This window comes from Pontibacter liquoris (assembly GCF_022758235.1).
Taxonomy (GTDB): domain Bacteria; phylum Bacteroidota; class Bacteroidia; order Cytophagales; family Hymenobacteraceae; genus Pontibacter; species Pontibacter liquoris.
In genome coordinates, this window is record NZ_JALEBG010000001.1 from 1387704 (window position 1) to 1405124 (window position 17421).

Here is a 17421-nt window from a genome sequence, read left to right on the forward strand (position 1 = left end):
AAACAAGTTGCTCATGGTCGGCTGCAAAAATAACACTAACAGGCTATGATATACCTGGTTTGATAAAATTTGACCTTAGCAAGTATAAACCAGCTCATTACCAGCTGTCACAGTGAAGGATGCAACTGAAGTATAGCCCGAATTTTTTACCTTAGGTTTATGGGCTTACCAGCTTTGTGAAAAAAGGCAGTAGTTCTTCGGCCAGCAGCGCATGATCTTCCACGTTGGGGTGGCCGGAGCAGCCGCGCGCCTGCATGGCCCGGAAAAAGTGCAGGGCTACGGGCTGCGCAGCAGGGTAGGCCTCGTCGATCTCACGTTTAACCGCTGTCAGGCAGTTTTCTAGCGTTTGCTTGCTGTTGCCCTGCAGCATGGGGCTGCTCAGCAGCGCAATGCGGGCCTTCGGGTATTTTGATTTCACCAGCTTTACAAAACCCACATAGCTCGTCACAAATCGGGTGCTGTCGAACGGCAGCCGTTCCGTTTTGCCATCGCCGTTGCTGAAATCGTTGGTGCCCAGGGCAATGCTCACAACCTGCGGCCTGAAGGTCTCAAAATCCCAGTGGCGGGAGCTGTTTTCCTGGAAATCCGTTTTCTCATACACTTCCGGCATGGTGGGCCCGTTGCTGTTCCAGTTGCGGTAGGCGCCGATGCCGCTCACGCTGCTCAGCATAAATTCTGTTCCCAGCGCCCGGGCAACCCGGGGGCCGTAGGCCATATAGGCGTTGTGGTGGTCGTGGTAATCGCCGGTGCCGCAAGCCACTTCCGACGGATCGGCTGCTGCGCCGCACGTAATGCTATTGCCGATAAACTCGATGATAAGGCCGGCCGGTTTTTGCAGCGGCTGCACCTTTTTGCCGGTCACTTTGGCTAAGAATATAGGGCCCGTATGCGCTTCGGTGGCTTTGTACACCCACACGGTATGCCTGCCTCCGCTTGGCGCCGTGATCACGAGGGGCTCGTGCGTGTTGCCGCTGATCTTGATGCGTTTCTGGTATACGCCGTCCAGTTCGTATTGCAGGTAATTGTGCCCACCGGCATCCGGAATAGAAGCGAAGAGGCGGGCTTCCGTTCCCTCAAAGCTGAACCCGAAATGCACGGCAGAGCTGATCAGCTCGAGTTGCTGCTCCTCGTTATAGGCAAACCGGCCATAGGGGTGCAGCGCGGTTGCTTCCAGTTCGCTGGTGTTGGTGCTGGTTTTTATAGCCGTGCAGCTCAAACAAAGCAGCAGGAGGGCGGCCATCAGGTAAGTATAAGTATATTTCATCACAGGGTTTTCAGGAGATAAACAGCAGGTGCAAGATGCATTCCTTTTCTTGTGGATACAATTGGCCAGGATTGAATTTGCAGAGCAAATATTAGTCCGCCAGGTCTTCTTCCGCCAGGTCATCCTCTTCTTCTTCCACTTCCTCCAAAACAGCGCCCGCCGCGCGCAGCAGCCCTTCGATCATACTTTGCTGGGCTTCTTCGTAGCGCAACTCGCCCCTTTGCAAAAACCTGTTCGCATCCAGCAGTATCTGGTAAATGGGCGTATGGATGTGTTTGGGTATTTTAAATACGCGCGGATCGTTCTTGGCAAAGGGTGTGACAACCTTTGAACCGAAAAGGTAGGGGATCAGGATTTTGGAACAGCTCAGGGCGATGCGGTGGATCTCATGTTCCTGGAAATAGGCCTGCAGGCGCTCGTTGATGTTCTCAAAAAACTCCACTGTTTCGCCCAGCCGCACGCGAGAGCCCGCCCGCGATTTGCCTTTGGTCTTGAGGTATTTGATTTGACTTTTGCCCTGCTTTTTGCGCACCATGTAGGAGCGGAACACCTTGTGGTCCAGGTTAATGCCGTTCTCGAAGTAGCCCAGCGCGCAGTTCCCCGATTGGATGAGCAGGATCACGTAGTTTACCTGTTCCTCAACGGCAGGCAGGCCTGCACCCGGGAAAAAAACCGTAAGTGGCAGGCGGAAGTATACCTGCTCCTCGCTATCCTTTTCCGGAAGCAGCAGCCGGTGCTTTTCCGGCTCATATACCACAGGCACCGAGGCAGCCTGCAGGTGGCGGAGCAATTGAAGTGCGGCAGCGTGGGATAAGAAACGGTTCATAAAGAAAGTATAGCGCCCTACATGGAGGAAGGCTTGTAAACCTGCGGCAACATAGCAAAGCTGCGGTAATTTTGCTAATTTAACCAGAGCTAAGCCACATGGGCCCGTGCTGCGTAGCACCTGCTGGACCCTGGTGCCGCAAGCGATGCCTAACGGCCGCTTACCATACCTTGCCTGGCGGCTTTTGAGGCAAAGCCGCTGCGGGACAAAGATACCGATTAGCCTGTTAAAATGAGACTGAAACCACTGCTCCTTTTCCTGCTGCTGTTATGCTCCTGCGCCACAGAACGCATGGCGGAGAAGTTTTTTGACGAAAACACAGCAAAGCTGGCCGAGTATGTAGACAAGGATACGGCCTATACCCGCAAGTATGGCGCCGCTTATGCCGCCAAACACTTCCCTTCCAGATTACAGGCACCGGCCATTCCGCAGCGCCTGCAGCTTACGCCCGAAAGGCTTGCCCCCGGACCGCTGCTGATTAGGGTGCCCGTCGCCGGCTATGCCCGGGGTGCGGGCAACTGCCCCACATGCCAGCCCACATACGTTACCAAAACTGTTTTCCTACGCGACACTACCCAACTGCTTGCCCTGCAAACCAGACTGGCCCGCGAGCGCACGACTGGCAAGGTGATCCGCCAGCAACTGAAAAAAACAGAAGGCGAGCGCGACTACTGGCGCGACATGAACCGGAAAAAATTATGGGCCTTGATCGCTATGGCCATCTTCGCACTCCTGTATATCCTTTTTAAAGTGCTGGCCAGCCGGGTGCGGGAATTTGATGAAGAGAAAGATGAACCCGGCAATGGTTAAGCTCCTGCACCAGTAGCAATGAACCAAAGCAAGTCCCACCGGCAGTGCCTGCAAAATGAATCCGGAATTCCTGACTTAAGTAGCCTGATTAGTTGTAAATTTCAGGCTTGATAAAGTATAGGAATGTCGAAATCAAAAAAACTTCAGAACGTTACGCTGGCCCAGGTATTCAAAACCATTATCTGGCCCCGGAAAAAATACCTCTCCATCGGGCTTGTCCTGATCTTAATCAGTCGCCTAGCCGGGCTGGTGTTGCCGGGCGCAAGCAAGTACCTGATCGATGATGTGATCCCGCACGGGGACATGCACATGCTCCGGTGGCTTATTCTGGCTATTGTCGCTTCCATCGTCATCCAGGCGGTTACCTCTTTTGCCCTTACCCAGATCCTGAGCGTGGAGGCGCAACATCTTATTTCGCAGTTGCGGGCCAGGGTGCAGCGCCACATCATCCAGCTGCCCATCCGCTTTTTTGACAACACCAAGACCGGCGAACTCGTGTCGCGCATCATGACGGACGTGGAAGGGGTGCGTAACCTTGTAGGTACCGGCTTTGCACAGATGGTAGGTGGCGTGCTGACTTCTGTGATCTGCCTGGGGCTGCTCATTTACATCAGCCCGCTAATGACGGGTTTTGTGCTAATTCCGGTCGCTATTTTCGGGGTTATCTCGCTGAAGGCCTTCGGCAGGATACGGCCTATTTTCAGGGAGCGTGGCGTGATCAATGCCGAAGTAACCGGCCGCCTGACAGAGACGCTGGGCGGCGTGCGCGTGATCAAAGGCTTTAATGCCGAAGAGCAGGAGATAAAAACCTTTGAGGCGGGCGTGACGCGGCTTTTCCTTAATGTGAAGCAGAGTCTGGTAACAACCAGTATGGTGACTTCGGCGGCTACCCTGCTGCTGGGCCTGGCTTCGGCGGGCATTATGGGCATTGGCGGTTACCTGATCATACAAGGGCAACTGACCTTTGGCGACTTCCTGGCCTTTACCTTATACTTAGGCTTTATGATCGCGCCCATCCTGCAGATGAGCAACATCGGCAGCCAGTTTACCGAAGCCTTTGCCGGCCTCGACCGGACTGAAGAGATCCTGAACATGCCCCTGGAAAGTGCCGGTGGCCACCGGACCCGGACGCTGGAGAACATCCACGGCGACATCGTATTTGACCGGGTATCTTTTGCCTATGAATCGGGGAAAGATGTGGTAAAGGAGATCAGCTTTAAGGCACCGGCCGGCTCGGTTACCGCGCTGGTGGGCACCTCCGGTTCCGGAAAAACCACCATTGCCGGGCTGGCCGCCTCATTCCTCAATCCCGACAGCGGCACTATTACCGTAGACGGTTATGACCTGCAATCGATCAGCCTGCAAAGCTACCGCAGCCAGTTGGGCGTGGTGCTGCAGGACGATTTTTTATTCGAAGGCACCATCCGCCAGAACATCCTTTTCCCAAGGCCAAACGCCACTGAAGCCCAGCTGCAGCAGGCCGTGCAGGCCGCTCATGTGCAGGAATTTACCAACCGTTTTGCCGATGGCCTGGATACGATGATCGGGGAGCGGGGCGTGAAGCTTTCCGGCGGGCAGCGGCAGCGCATTGCAATTGCCCGGGCCATATTGGCCGACCCGCGCATCCTGATCCTGGACGAAGCCACTTCTAACCTCGACACAGAGAGCGAAAGCCTGATCCAGGCCAGCCTCAAAAACCTGATGCAGGGCCGCACCACTTTTGTGATCGCCCACCGCCTGAGCACCATCCGCCAGGCCGACCAGATCCTGGTGATCGAGCAGGGCCACATTGCCGAGCAGGGCCGCCACGAAGAACTTCTCGATAAGCAGGGCAGATATTACCAGCTTTATACTTATCAGGCGAGAATTTAAGAGTTTAACTGCTACTGCTTTGGCGGGTTTTTAGCCTTCATTAAAGCAGGTGGATTAGTAGGTTTCCTTTCATTTCAGCTATCATTTGCATGAGGTTATTGTTAAGTTGCCTGTTCTCGCTTTTTCTTTCTTTTCCGGTTGCGGCCCAAAACCTGTCGTTGCGGAAACTGCATGCTTTACGAAGTATGGAACCTGCCAGGATAGACCGAATGCTTTCCAGAAAAGGATGGACGTTTATATCAGATAGTAAGCCAACTGGCAGTCTTATGGGGAAAACTGTTTGGGCTTATAAACCAGCAGGAGAAAATGCGATTGCCTGGTGTGTGTTATACTATAATGATACCAGCCCTTCCCGACTTCTCTATAATAGGTATGGCTAGGTATGGCGCAAAAGATATTTATAAGCTGCAGAAGAAAATCAGGAGGCGTTACCCAAACTTCGTTGATGAAGGACATTTTCTGGAAGACGTGCAGTACCTGGATTCTTATGCTGATTACACTGGTAATAAGCTTGTGATGCGCCTGCTGAAGTATAGTCAGCCAAATTCGTATGGTATCAAAATATTTGATAAGAACGACTATCTTAAAGCAACAGAAAATGGCCGCTTGTAGAGCTGGTGGCACGGGTTTGTAGCTCTTTTTATTGCTAACGCATTATTGCTAACGCAGCCTTAAAACTGTGCAGGAAAAGGCTTGGGCGTGCGCCTGAAGTATGCAGGGCAAAGCAGCCTCTCTAATTCGCCATTTATACTATACATCTGGCCTTTAGCAGCAGAGGCAGCTTGTAAGTTGCTAAACCGTGTCACTGATTCGTCGTTTAAAAGGAAACAAAATTTTCTAAAACCTAAGCTACAACTATGGACAGACGAGACAGAGATCGCAACGACTTCGGAACTGATTACGGCAGATACGAAGGCTATCGAAACGATGAGCATTACCACAGCGCCCGAAATTTAACTGACGAGTTTGAGCGGGACTATGAGCGCCACAGAGGCCTCCGTGATTCGGACCGTGACAGCCAAAGCATACCGCGCACATACCATGAAGGCAGCTCGGGCGGTGATTACGATCAGAACCGCACCCAAGGCCGCAGTTACCGGCAGCATTCAGCTAACCAGTGGAGCAACCGTGACCAGGAACACTACCCCGAATCCTACAACCGTGCCCGCGACCGATTCAGCAATTACCAGGACGATTACAGAAGCTACCAGGGTTCAGACCGCGACAGAAACCGGGAGCAACGTAGCACCATGAACCAGGACAGCATCCGCCAGGGCTACGGCATTTCCAACTACGGCGGAACCTTCGACCGGTATAACACCCTGAACAGCGACCAGAACAGGAGAAGCAACTACAACGAGCGCTCATATTACGGCAGATCCGGAAGCAATTACAGCAATTCCGACTACGGCAGCGGCGGGTCGTTCCCGGGCTCCGATCGTGGCGTTCCGGATACGTCCTATGGCCTTGGCAACTATGGCGATAACGAGGGTAGTGGCATGGGCAGCTCGTACGGCGGCAGCAACTATGGCGGTGGCTCAGGCTATTCAAGTGGCAATCACGGCGGCTCGTTCGGCAACAGTTCCTATGGCAGTTCCTCCGGAAATTACGGCGGCTCCGGTTCCATGAGCGGCAACAATTATGGCACCCGAAGCAGCAGCGACCGCAGCAATACCGGGTACAACTCAGACCGTAATGCCAGTGACCGGAATTATTAAACCCCGATGGGAGGATGCAGTCATTTCGATTATCTGGAGAAACAGGAAGCCTTAGGGGCGATTTCTTCCCATTTCTCCTGGCATCAAAAGGATAGTGAGACTTATACTTTTATAAAGCGCAATAGGCGTTATAAAGTATAACTGCTCTTAAAGTATAAACAGCCGTTGCCTTTTCGCAGCGGCTGTTTTGTTTTATGAGCTGACATCAAAAGCAATATTCTGTCACCAAAGATACCCGATCATCCCCACAAGGAAACGTTACTTTCATTTTGTCAAGGTCAGGGCTATCACAGAAAAGGTAAGGAAGCACAAGCGGACGCTTGCGGCAGCAGGTGATCAGGGTTGTGGCGCTCTCCGGCGCGAATTTTCAACCTGGCAGATAAATCTTGTTTAAGCCCTTAGATCTGATCAGCTGCCAATACATCAGGTTCTCTCAACTCAACCTCATATTATCAAGTATGAGGAAAGACAAGGCAACGCTATGGAACACGACAAACAACTGCGGGAACAACTGGTAAAACTGATGCGCGGCGGGCAGGCCTTCCGGACGCAAAACGAATTGCTGGCTGGCATTACGCTGGAGGAAGCCGGTAAAAAAGTGGAAGGATTGCCTTATACTATCTGGCAACTGCTGGAACACCTGCGCTTCACCCAACACGATATTTTGGACTTCAGTCGCAACCCCGGATACCAGGAGCCTGCCTGGCCCGACGATTACTGGCCCGGCCAGACCGCCCCGAAAAACGAAGCCGAGCTGCATCATACCCTGAATGCCCTTACCAACGACCTGGAAGAAATGATCGGACTCGTGCAGGACCCGGCAAACGATCTCTTCAAACCATTCCGGCACGGCACCGGGCAAACGCTGCTGCGCGAAGCCATGCTGGTAGCCGAGCACAACGGCTATCATCTGGGTCAGGTGGTGGTGCTGCGCAGGTTGCTGAACGGGCGCTAGTTGCTGTTCTTCAAGTATAATCACATGCAGAACGCGCTTCCTGCTAAAACCAAAACAGCCGTTACGATCATCGCAACGGCTGTTCTGGTTTTAGGCTTATTTGCTTACTGCCTCAGGAAGCTCAGCAGCGAACTGTTCACCTGGTCTTTGTGCGTTAGGAACAGGCCGTGCGGACCATCCTTTATCACCACATACTTGTTATTGCGGATCACTTTCGAGGCCTGGTCGCTGCTGGTCTTGATCGGCACGATCTGGTCGGCATCGCCGTGAATAAGAAGCGTAGGCACCGTTACATTCCGTAATTCCGGGCGGAAGTCGGTGTTTGCCCAGGCTTTGGCGGTTTCGATGGTGGCGCGGGGAGAAGCCGCCGCAGCAATGGCCCAATCATACGCGAGCAGTTCTTCGCTAACGGTATCTTTGTTATCAGTATAGTTGTAGAACTGCTTGCCGAACTCCGCCAAAAACGCGACCCTTTTTGTCCGGAGCGCCTCCATTATCTCGTTCAACTTGTCTTCCGGCACGCCGTCCGGGTTGTCGTCTTTCTTTTTAACGATCGGGATAACCGAGCTGATGAGCACCGCCTTGGCAATGCGGTCGTTGCCAAACATGCTCAGGTAGCGCACCACTTCGCCGCCCCCCATCGAGAAACCAACCAGCACGCAAGAGCGCAAATCCAGTTGCTCGATCAGGGCACGCAGGTCCTGGGCCAGTGAAGTATAATCGTAATGCAGCCACGGCCGGTCAGAGTCGCCGAAGCCCCTGCGGTCGTACGTAATGCAACGGAAACCGGCCTCGACGATGGCCTGTACCTGGCTTTCCCACATCTTGTGGCTCAGTGGCCAGCCGTGGATCAGGATCACCGGCTGCCCATCGCCGTTGTCCTGGTAATGGAGGTAAACGTTTTCACCCCGCTGGATGTCTTCTGTTTCAATAAATGGCATATTAAGTTTGTTTTAGGTGTGGAACGTGAGACAGTATGTTGTTCTCTTTTAAACTGAATGAAGACTTAAATGTTTAGCCAAGGGCCGGGCAGCAGGGTGTAGGGGATAGCTGCCGTGGTTTACTTCCGCTGGTTCCCGCTGTATTGCAATTGCCCGATCTGCAAGCAAGCGCCGCCAACAAAATGCCTTCCGCCGAAGTATAATTTGCCCTGCCATCCATCTCTGCTTACCTTTATACTTGCTGATACCGGCGCAGCGGGATTTACCGCGCGTTTCCGGCCACAATTCCGGCACTTAAACAGGCTGCTGCGTATCTTGCTCTTAAACCCGACTTCTATGGATAAACCTGTACAACTGAATGTGCCTGTCTCTGTTTCTTATGCTGCCCTGGAAGGTGTGATGCAGCAGCAACTGGTCGGCATGTATATTCCCCAGCCCGAAGAAGGCGCCCCAACAAACCCTTATGCCCGGGTGCTGGATGTCCGGATTGCAGGAAGTAAGGCAGGAGCCAATATCGTGTTGCTGCGGGTGCAGCTTCAAATTCTGCGGACGGTGCTGAAGCGGGACAAGGTGGCTATAAATGCTTCGGTTGCGTTAGGCTATGACAATGCCAAACAGCAAGTATACGTGCAGCAGTTTTCGATGGCATCGGTTACGTCCAGTAGTTTTTACAATACCGCGCTGGAGGTGCTGATCAACAAGGTCGCCTACCACCAGATCATAGACAAAGCCCGGGTAGACCTGCGCCCGATCATTTCGGCAGAACTGGAAAAAGTGAACGATCAGCTAGCGCAAGGCTGGGACCTGAAAGGCCTAACCCTGACAGGAACTGTAGAGGTGGTGGATGTGCAGGACATTGCCCCGAAGCCGGACTACCTTTCGCTTCGCTTGCTTGTGCAAGGCAACCTGGAAGTAGCCGTACAGGATCTTTCCAGCTTCTTACCACCGACTGCAACGGAAGTATAAAGCGGTTATACTTTAATGGTTTTGCTGGTAGGAAAGGCAGGAGTGCCTATAAGTTAGGCTAGCAGTCAGGAACAAGACCTCGCAGTGTGCGCAGTTCCTGCGAGTGTCTGGGTAGATGCTTTGTAGTTGCTGTAGTCTAACCACCCCCCCCTTATACCTTATCAGCCAAAGCGTTATTCTGATTTAAGCTGCTCCATGGTGCTTTGGTCTACTTTTATGATGCCGCGCCTGGGGCGGTCCAGGTCGAGGATGATGAACATCATCAGGCAGATCAGGAAGCTCAGGAGGGCCGAGGGCAGCAAGGTGCGTTTGTGACCAAGTCCGCTGCCATACCCGATCAGAGCACCCGACATAATAAACACGGTAAACAGCAAGTATAAAATGACTTCGGGCACATGGGCGGCCAGCAAAGCATTTCGTTCGCCGTATCTATCTACCACGTTGTTGTAGGCGGTAATAAAGTTACCGGTGGTAACAGGGCTGGGATCGATGCGTGCTGCCTGCACGGTCTGGTCCCAGATGGTGCGCTGCAGTGCCAAGGTTCTGTCGGTAAGGGCCTCGCGCTCCGTTACCATGGCATAGTTAGTATTGCTCAGCGCAAGGCGTAGGTCGATGTATTGCTGCAGCAGGCTGTGGATCTGCGCGCCATAAGGAGCGGGGAGCAGGTGCGTCCGCATCAGGGCGGTACCAATGGCATTGGCTTCTCTTATAACCGCTTCGCTGCGGCTATTAAAGCGTTGCAGGGCCAGATTAAACGTAAAACCAAGTATAAGCGCAAGCAAACCCAGCGTGCCGGCCTGTATGGTGTTGGTCTGTACTTTTACGTCCTGGTCGGATTTGCGCTGGTGGTAGCGGCCAACCCGGAAGCCGGCTTCTTCGGCCGCCATTAGCAGCACGAACAGGATCGCCACGATCAGGATGCTGTTATGGTCGTACATGTATTCCTTTGCCATGCTTTTTATACTTCCGTGAGCCGCTTCCGCCAGCCGCAGGCACTCTAAAGGCGGTTAAGTCCTATACGTATTTTCTGTTGGTTAGAAGTATGGCTGCGTGGAAGTATGAATTTAGCCAGGCAGAAGTAGGACACTTACACCTCCCGCTTAAACACAGCCATCCTCTACACCACCGCAAAGCTGACAAAGTATAGCCCTGCTTGGTTATGAAATTTATACTTCCTGCTGAGTAGCAGCAACCGAATCGAATAGCAGCTTTCAAATTTTAGTATATTGTTGGCTCGTACCGGCGGTAAGTGCCCCAAGAACAAAAAAGCAGCTTTACCGTGTTGGTAAAGCTGCTTTTGAGTAAGCATGCAGATGTACGGTTACTACTGGTATAGATAAGTTGTGACTAAAGGCGGCATACTAGGGTGTGACTGCAACCTGGTGTATCGTTGGCTCGGCATTCCTGACTCGTGGTAGGTATAGGTGAAGAGCTCCTCATCGCGATAACCCGGGTTATTTTCGAACAGTTTCACCCCGGGCAGGTATAGGTCACTTTCGGCATAAGGCGTCGGGTTGGGTTTGTTATCATAGCTGCCCCAGCTGATCACATACGGACGGCCCATATCCTCTGGTTTGTTACTCGTCGACCAGGCCACCACGATTTCGGTCAGGTTGCCGTTTGCATCATACGTATACGTTTCAATACCCAACCTTCCCTCAGGATCAGCTGTATAGCTCATTGTCGTCTTTTTGACAAGCTTGTTGCCGCTGTACTCCAATTTGTAGCGGTAGTTTACCAAATTCTCCCCGTAGTAGCGAACAGCCTCCACCACTTTGTCGCCATCATACGTGTAGATCAGGTAATTGCCACCCGTTTTAAAATTGAGCCGCACAGGTTTATCTCCCTCATATGCGACCGTATAGCCCAGGTGCGTCAGATCAGAATAACTTAACTCTACCAGCCGGTTTTGCGCATCGTACCTGAAATTCTTCGTCCCCAACTGCTTCAGCAAGCTGTTTGTGCTAACAGGTGGAGGAGTAGTGTTGGGGGGCGGCGTGCCGGGCGGATTGGTTACAGGCGGCGGCGTACCCGGTGATGGGGTTGTCGGAGTAGTTGGTGCGCCTGGTGTGGCAGGCAGAATGTTTTCTTTGTCGCAGGAGGACAAAGTGAGTGCGGACAAACTGAGGCCTGTCAGTAGCACATAGCGATTTACAGCAGATATAAAGTTTTTCATAGGTTTATTTGTACTTTGTGAATCTGTGCAAAACAATTTATATGCCAAACTTCTATATAGCTTCATACTATGTTTAAACCCACAGGTGTGCTTTTTACCTGCTTCAAAGTTGTCCATTACCGGACATGCTGTTCTCCCCTGATGTACTATTTTGATACATCCTGCATGCCTTTGCTCCGGATTTAGTAGAGGCGGGAGGTAACGGAAAATTTTTCGTGAGATCAGGAAATAATTTGGAAAATAATTTGCGCAACCGATTAATTGCGCGTATATTAGCAATCAAACGGTTGCATATTTTAAGAGAGAAATGAGAAGAGACGTTTTCCAGGCGATAGCAGACCCAACCCGAAGAGCCATTATTGCTTTAATCGCCTTGCAGGCCATGACGCCGAATGCCATTGCCGAACATTTTGATACCAGCAGGCAAGCTATATCAAAGCACTTGCAGATCCTGACTGAGTGCCAGCTTGTAAAACAGGAGCAGCAGGGGCGCGAAATTTACTACCAGCTGGAAGTTGCTAAAATGAAAGAAATCGACAAATGGCTGGAACAGTTCAGGAGGATCTGGGAAGACCGTTTTAACCAACTTGACACTATCTTTTCTAACATAAAACAAAATGAGCCATGAAAAAAGACCTTGCATTCGAGTTTTCCGTGAACAAAGAAGCCAAAACGATCACAGTTAAAAGAGAGTTTGCAGCAGAACTCCCGCTTGTGTGGGATGCTTATACAAAAAGCGAGATCCTGGACCAATGGTGGGCACCGAAACCATGGAAAGCCCGCACCAAAACAATGGACTTCAGCGAGGGTGGCCACTGGCACTATGCCATGGTTGGTCCGGCAGGTGAGGAGCATTGGGCTTTAGCCAAGTATAAGACCATCGATCCGAAAAGGCGCTTTACCGCACTGGATGGCTTTGCAGATGCCGAAGGCGTGGTAAACACACAAATGCCGCAATCGAAGTGGGAGGTAAGCTTTACTCCTAAAGAGGCTGTTACCCTGGTAGAAAACCTGATCACATTTGATGACCTGGCACAGCTCGAAACCACCATCCAGATGGGCTTTAAAGAAGGCCTGACAATGGCCATGGAAGGCCTGGATGCCTTATTGGCTGCCCAGAAACAGGAGGCCTAAAGTCTGTAAGTTGCAGAAAGTAATGACATTTAAGAGCATACTATAAAAGCGGGGCTGGTGTATCACCTTAAAGCCCCGCTTTTTATACTTTAGAGTACCTTTCAAGGGCTGCTGGTGCAAACGGGCAGCACTTATGGTTACGCATGCCGGAGGAACAGGTATAAAGGCATTAGCTGCAAACCCGTGCCAGGAGGCTCATGATCCATAAGCGTACGCCCGAAAATTTATATATTGCGTCAAAGTGATCGTATAGGATACAAAGCACACAGCAGAGGTATGAACTTGACAGTTGGTTGTAAAGTGGAGTGGACAGAGTCGGTGTATACGCCTTATACAGAAGGCGCGGCATCAGACTTCATCGGGGAGCGGACGATTACCGGCCGGATAACGGCTGAAGGATATGCGAAGAAAACGAACTACCATTTCTTCACGATTCATGTCTATGGGGCGGAAGGGGTAAACGCGCACGAGATAGAAACCAACAGCAAGATCGTGCGGCGGGGCGTGGTGATTTACCCGAAGTGCAGGATCTTGGCTATGCCGGAAAACTACGAGGAACTGGTAAAGGAAAAAGCAGAGCGGAAGGAAAACAGCAGCCCCGTATGTTACGCCCACCTCAAAGGATTGCGCGAAGGCTTCGAAGACTAACTTCGTAACAATGGTTTATAGCCATAAAAATGGCTACCGCTGGCGCGAGCTTGCAGCTCGTGCTTTACGCTACACGAGATTAATTTAGCCGCCATACTTCAGGCAATAGCAATCTCCTCCCATCTTTGCCGCCGCTAAAGTCCAGGGCGCGGTTATACTTACAATGTGTCAGCTGCAATACAAAACAGCCGCCACGGGGTTGTGAAGGATGTAGTCGATCTTCTGATTTATTACGGTAAGGATGCATAGCGCAATGGGCTTATTGTGCTGCTGCCAGTATGGAATGGCTGAGGCTCAGAAGACCTCGCGGTGTCCGAAGGTCCCGCGAGCGTCTGACGCCATGCAGCAATAGCCTCTGAAAACCAGTCGCTCGCAGGAGCCCCCCAATGCTTCGGGGCAGGTGTGCACGCAGCTAGGTTTTAGCATCCACTCTTTTCTTTCCTGCTTGTGCGTCCATATGTAAAGTTTCCCTTTAAAGGCAGGGCTGTTAAGTCCTAAAAAGATAAGCACAACAAACACTGTCATTCTGTTAAGAATCTTGGTAGAAAAAGAGGGCCCCTACCCCGGAGGTTAAGCTTTTGCAGCTTGCGGGGGTAGGGGGCCCTCTTCTAACAAGATTCTTTCAGGATGACAAAAAGTAGCACATAACAGTCCTACCCCCTTTAAAGAGGGTATGGTATGTTTACAGCTTGCAAGTATACCTTTTCAGCTCCTTCTGCAGCATGCTCGGGTTGTTGAGCTTGGCCCGGAAAATATAGATCACATGGCTGGGCCTGATGCACCATACTTTTGTCCTTCCGTTTTAGTGCAAGCTATAAATATTCCAAGGAATTACTCCTCCCGTGTGGACACGTTAGGGCATACTTTCTCTGGTTTTAAACAGACATTCTGGCGGAGCGAAAACAATCTTGCTGTGTAATTGTGTATCTTACAACATTACTTATCAGTTACAGCATGCATCAAGCAAATTCGGTCGGGGAGAGTGTTCCGGCATCGGACTTTCAGCTAGTTTTTAACACCCTATCCGGCAACTTCTTGTTGCTGCAACCCAATCCACCCCAATTTACCATATTAGCTGCCAGCGACGAACAGCTACACCTTACGGGGCAGGAAAGACACGAAGTAGTGGGCAAAAGTGTGTTTGAAGCATATCCTGAGAACCCGAATGCGACCGAAACATCAGGTCCCGCGGCCTTACGGGAGTCTTTAGCGCAGGTACTGCAGGACAAAGCGCCCGACCAGTTGCCAGTGGTGCGATATGATGTGATGAACGTAGCCGGCGAATTTGAAGAGCGGTACTGGAAAGCAAGCAACAGGCCGGTTTTAGACGCGGAAGGCAATGTGCGCTACATCCTGCACACCCAAACAGAAATAACACAGCAGGTAATAGCAGAGAAAAAGGTAACTGCTATCCGGGAAATAGAAAAAAAGTACAGCTTGTTTATGCAGGCGCCGGTGGCCGTTTACATTGTAACCGGCCCTGAAAATATCGTGGAGCTCGTCAATGATGAAATGCTTAAACTGCTAAGCAGAACATCCGACATCATTGGCAAACCTTTGTTTGTATCCATTCCGGAGATCACAACCTACGGATTTCCGGAATTACTGGATCAGGTGCGTGAAACAGGCCAGCCTTTTTATGCGGAAGCATATCCCTCAAAACTAAATAAGGATGGGCAGGAGGCGCTTTGCTACTACAATTTTGTCTACCAGCCTTATTATGCAAATGCCGGAGACACGATAGCTACCGGCGTGTTTTGCGTGGCGCATGACGTAACAGAGCAGGTGCGAGCCCGCCAGAAGGTAGAGGAAAGTGAACTGCAGTTACGTTCTTTCATCGAAAGCTCGCACCACCCCATCGGGGTATACATGGGCAGCGAGATGCGGATCCAGTTTGCCAACCAGGCGCTCAAAGACGGCCTGGGCAAAGGAAACGACATTGTAGGCAAGCTGTACAAAAATGTGTTGCCTGAGCTGGAGAACCAGCAGGTGTTCGAGCAGCTTGAAGCCGTTTATACTACGGGCATCCCTTTCCATGCCAAAAACCACAAGCTGGACCTGGTAGTTGGCGGAGAGCTGCGGACGCATTATTTTGATATGAGCATGACGCCCCTGTTTAATACAGCCGGAGAGGTATACGGAGTCATCAACACGGGGGCAGATGTGACCGAGCTAAACCTGGCGCGCGAAAGGATAGCGGAAAGTGAGTGGCGCTACCGAACCCTGATCGAGGAAGCCCCGGTTGCTACCGCCCTTTACCTGAACAAAGACAACAAAATACAATATGCCAACGACATCATGCTGGGCTATTGGGGGAAAGACACCTCGGTTGTAGGGAAACCCTTGCGTGAAGCATTGCCGGAGTTAGCGGGTCAGCCATTTCTTGATCGGCTGGAAAAGGTGTATGCAAGTGGTGAAACCTGCATTGGCGTAAAAGAAAAAGCGGAGCTGAAACGGGACGGCCAGGTAGTACCCGCTTATTTTAATTATACTTACAAGCCGCTTTTCAACAAAGAAGGGGAGGTATACGGCATCCACCATACCGCCATCGATGTAACAGAAGAGGTACTGGTTCAAAAACGCTTAGAGGAAAGCGAAGCGCGTTTCCGGAATATGATCGAGCAGGCGCCTGTGGCTATTGCCTTAACATGGGGCGAGGACATGGTGATTGAGAACGTAAACGCGCCTATGCTGCAGATCATGGGCAGAGCGACGGCTGACGAAGTGAACGGTAAAAAGCTGGTGGAAGCATTGCCCGAGGTGAAAGACCAGCCTGTGCTGGAAATCGTTAGGGAAGTGCTGAAAACAGGAAAGACCATCACCGCAGACGAGCAGCTGGTCTATTTACTGAAAAAGGGGAACGTAGAACCGTATTATTTAAATCTGTCTTACACTCCGCTGAAAGAAGAAGGAGAAGTGACTGGCGTGATACATGTAGCCCTTGATGTGACAGAGCAGGTACAGGCACGAAAAAAAATTGAGCAAAGCGCCCGCGACCTGCAGAACCTGGCCAACGCCATGCCGCAGATTGTGTGGATGGCCACACCAGACGGAAAAGTAACCTACTACAACGAACGGGTAGCTGCGTTTTCAGGAGCCAGGCAGCTACCAGACGGTAACTGGCACTGGGAGAGCATCCTCATAGGCGAGGACGAGCAGCCAACCATAGAAGCCTGGGACAAGGCGGTCCGGACGGGTACGCCCTATGAAATAGAGCACAGGCTGCGGATGCAGGATGGCACCCACCGCTGGCACCTGAGCCGCGCACTTCCGCAACGCGATAACGAAGGCAAGATAACAAGTTGGTTTGGAACAGGTACTGATGTGCACGACCGCAAAGAACACCAGGAGGCATTAGAGGTAAATAACAGGTACCTGGTCAGCATCAACAACGACCTGGATAATTTTATCTACACAGCTTCCCACGACCTGAAGGCGCCCATCCTCAACATTGAGGGCCTGCTGGCACTGCTGCCGGAAGGGTACACCGCCACAGGCGCTATGAGCAGCGACACGCAGGAGATACTGCAAATGATGAAAGGCTCCGTAGAACGCTTCAAGAAAACCATCGACAGTCTGACCGAGGTGGCCAAGCTGCAGCAGGAAAATAAATTCAATACCGAGTCAGTTAATGTGGCGGAGGTGATTGGGGAAGTGACCCTGGATTTGGCGCCTTTGCTAAAATCCACACAGGCTGTGCTGGAAGTAAATGTAGCGCCTGATACGGCTATTCGCTTTTCTGCCAAGAACCTACGGAGCGTCATTTACAACCTGCTCTCCAATGCCATCAAGTACCGCACAGCAGATCAGGTGCCGCGGGTGCAGATCAGTTGCCAGGTAGCTGATCAATACCATGTGCTGACTTTTACCGATAATGGGCTTGGCATGACACCCAGCCAGAGAAGAGGCCTTTTCACGATGTTCAAACGCTTCCATGACCATGTGGAAGGCACGGGCATCGGACTTTACATGGTGAAGAAGATTGTAGAGAATGCAGATGGAAAGATAGAGGTGGAAAGTAAGGAGAAGGAAGGGACCACCTTTCGGGTGTACCTACCTGTTTAGGTTAGTTAGATGGAAAAGCGGTATAACGCAGCAAAAAGCATATGGG

15 protein-coding genes are annotated in these 17421 nt (G+C 51.6%); 10 read left to right on the top strand and 5 right to left on the bottom strand.

Features of this window, described 5'->3' with window-relative positions:
- Positions 1 to 157: 157 nt before the first annotated feature.
- Entirely contained in the window at positions 158 to 1264 is a 1107-nt protein-coding gene (locus LWL52_RS05720) for an SGNH/GDSL hydrolase family protein (protein ID WP_242920659.1), read from the bottom strand.
- 91 nt (positions 1265 to 1355) lie between these two features.
- Complete coding sequence (locus LWL52_RS05725) at positions 1356 to 2090, bottom strand: hypothetical protein (RefSeq protein ID WP_242917779.1); 735 nt, start codon at positions 2088 to 2090, stop codon at positions 1356 to 1358.
- A 231-nt stretch (positions 2091 to 2321) separates the two neighbouring features.
- Here LWL52_RS05725 and LWL52_RS05730 point away from each other — a divergent pair, with 231 nt between their 5' ends.
- From LWL52_RS05730 to LWL52_RS05750, 5 genes are all read left to right on the top strand, one after another.
- On the top strand, positions 2322 to 2900 hold the full coding sequence (locus LWL52_RS05730; protein WP_242917781.1) for a hypothetical protein: 579 nt from the start codon (positions 2322 to 2324) through the stop codon (positions 2898 to 2900).
- 123 nt (positions 2901 to 3023) lie between these two features.
- A complete protein-coding gene (locus tag LWL52_RS05735; protein ID WP_242917783.1) occupies positions 3024 to 4772 on the top strand; it encodes an ABC transporter ATP-binding protein in 1749 nt (582 codons plus the stop codon).
- Between the two features lie 336 nt (positions 4773 to 5108).
- Positions 5109 to 5384 (top strand): hypothetical protein, encoded by a 276-nt coding sequence (locus tag LWL52_RS05740; protein ID WP_242917785.1) that lies wholly within the window; start codon positions 5109 to 5111, stop codon positions 5382 to 5384.
- A 245-nt stretch (positions 5385 to 5629) separates the two neighbouring features.
- A complete protein-coding gene (locus LWL52_RS05745; RefSeq protein ID WP_242917787.1) occupies positions 5630 to 6490 on the top strand; it encodes a hypothetical protein in 861 nt (286 codons plus the stop codon).
- A gap of 481 nt (positions 6491 to 6971) precedes the next feature.
- The gene (locus LWL52_RS05750) at positions 6972 to 7445 is read left to right on the top strand and encodes a DinB family protein (protein WP_242917789.1); all 474 of its coding nucleotides are present in this window, start codon (positions 6972 to 6974) and stop codon (positions 7443 to 7445) included.
- A 104-nt stretch (positions 7446 to 7549) separates the two neighbouring features.
- Here LWL52_RS05750 and LWL52_RS05755 read toward each other — a convergent pair whose 3' ends face one another.
- Positions 7550 to 8386, bottom strand: coding sequence for an alpha/beta fold hydrolase (locus tag LWL52_RS05755; RefSeq protein ID WP_242917791.1), 837 nt, complete (start codon positions 8384 to 8386; stop codon positions 7550 to 7552).
- A gap of 336 nt (positions 8387 to 8722) precedes the next feature.
- Here LWL52_RS05755 and LWL52_RS05760 point away from each other — a divergent pair, with 336 nt between their 5' ends.
- Complete coding sequence (locus tag LWL52_RS05760) at positions 8723 to 9352, top strand: DUF4403 family protein (protein WP_242917792.1); 630 nt, start codon at positions 8723 to 8725, stop codon at positions 9350 to 9352.
- Positions 9353 to 9525: 173 nt separating this feature from the next.
- Here the strand turns inward: LWL52_RS05760 and LWL52_RS05765 are convergent, their stop codons facing one another.
- Both LWL52_RS05765 and LWL52_RS05770 read right to left on the bottom strand, forming a co-directional pair.
- Positions 9526 to 10305 (bottom strand): bestrophin-like domain, encoded by a 780-nt coding sequence (locus LWL52_RS05765; RefSeq protein WP_242917794.1) that lies wholly within the window; start codon positions 10303 to 10305, stop codon positions 9526 to 9528.
- A 371-nt stretch (positions 10306 to 10676) separates the two neighbouring features.
- Positions 10677 to 11528 (bottom strand): hypothetical protein, encoded by an 852-nt coding sequence (locus tag LWL52_RS05770; RefSeq protein WP_242917796.1) that lies wholly within the window; start codon positions 11526 to 11528, stop codon positions 10677 to 10679.
- A 307-nt stretch (positions 11529 to 11835) separates the two neighbouring features.
- Between LWL52_RS05770 and LWL52_RS05775 the strand changes: the two genes are divergently transcribed.
- From LWL52_RS05775 to LWL52_RS05790, 4 genes are all read left to right on the top strand, one after another.
- Entirely contained in the window at positions 11836 to 12156 is a 321-nt protein-coding gene (locus LWL52_RS05775) for an ArsR/SmtB family transcription factor (RefSeq protein WP_242917798.1), read from the top strand.
- Positions 12153 to 12662 carry an SRPBCC family protein gene (locus tag LWL52_RS05780; RefSeq protein ID WP_242917800.1) on the top strand — a complete coding sequence of 170 codons (510 nt, stop codon included), beginning with the start codon at positions 12153 to 12155 and terminating at the stop codon, positions 12660 to 12662. Before LWL52_RS05775 ends, LWL52_RS05780 begins: the two co-directional genes overlap by 4 nt.
- Positions 12663 to 12938: 276 nt before the next feature.
- The gene (locus LWL52_RS05785; protein WP_242917802.1) at positions 12939 to 13310 is read left to right on the top strand and encodes a hypothetical protein; all 372 of its coding nucleotides are present in this window, start codon (positions 12939 to 12941) and stop codon (positions 13308 to 13310) included.
- Positions 13311 to 14264: 954 nt separating this feature from the next.
- On the top strand, positions 14265 to 17375 hold the full coding sequence (locus tag LWL52_RS05790) for a PAS domain-containing sensor histidine kinase (protein ID WP_242917804.1): 3111 nt from the start codon (positions 14265 to 14267) through the stop codon (positions 17373 to 17375).
- Positions 17376 to 17421: the final 46 nt, after the last annotated feature.

Bases quoted from the DNA above. Each gene is read 5' to 3' on its own strand.
- LWL52_RS05790 (WP_242917804.1), top strand. From the start codon at position 14,265: ATGCATCAAGCAAATTCGGTCGGGGAGAGTGTTCCGGCATCGGACTTT.
- LWL52_RS05720 (WP_242920659.1), bottom strand. From the start codon at position 1,264: ATGAAATATACTTATACTTACCTGATGGCCGCCCTCCTGCTGCTTTGT.
- LWL52_RS05775 (WP_242917798.1), top strand. From the start codon at position 11,836: ATGAGAAGAGACGTTTTCCAGGCGATAGCAGACCCAACCCGAAGAGCC.
- LWL52_RS05740 (WP_242917785.1), top strand. From the start codon at position 5,109: ATGATACCAGCCCTTCCCGACTTCTCTATAATAGGTATGGCTAGGTAT.
- LWL52_RS05725 (WP_242917779.1), bottom strand. From the start codon at position 2,090: ATGAACCGTTTCTTATCCCACGCTGCCGCACTTCAATTGCTCCGCCAC.
- LWL52_RS05735 (WP_242917783.1), top strand. From the start codon at position 3,024: ATGTCGAAATCAAAAAAACTTCAGAACGTTACGCTGGCCCAGGTATTC.
- LWL52_RS05730 (WP_242917781.1), top strand. From the start codon at position 2,322: ATGAGACTGAAACCACTGCTCCTTTTCCTGCTGCTGTTATGCTCCTGC.
- LWL52_RS05780 (WP_242917800.1), top strand. From the start codon at position 12,153: ATGAAAAAAGACCTTGCATTCGAGTTTTCCGTGAACAAAGAAGCCAAA.
- LWL52_RS05785 (WP_242917802.1), top strand. From the start codon at position 12,939: ATGAACTTGACAGTTGGTTGTAAAGTGGAGTGGACAGAGTCGGTGTAT.
- LWL52_RS05770 (WP_242917796.1), bottom strand. From the start codon at position 11,528: ATGAAAAACTTTATATCTGCTGTAAATCGCTATGTGCTACTGACAGGC.
- LWL52_RS05765 (WP_242917794.1), bottom strand. From the start codon at position 10,305: ATGGCAAAGGAATACATGTACGACCATAACAGCATCCTGATCGTGGCG.
- LWL52_RS05760 (WP_242917792.1), top strand. From the start codon at position 8,723: ATGGATAAACCTGTACAACTGAATGTGCCTGTCTCTGTTTCTTATGCT.
- LWL52_RS05755 (WP_242917791.1), bottom strand. From the start codon at position 8,386: ATGCCATTTATTGAAACAGAAGACATCCAGCGGGGTGAAAACGTTTAC.
- LWL52_RS05745 (WP_242917787.1), top strand. From the start codon at position 5,630: ATGGACAGACGAGACAGAGATCGCAACGACTTCGGAACTGATTACGGC.
- LWL52_RS05750 (WP_242917789.1), top strand. From the start codon at position 6,972: ATGGAACACGACAAACAACTGCGGGAACAACTGGTAAAACTGATGCGC.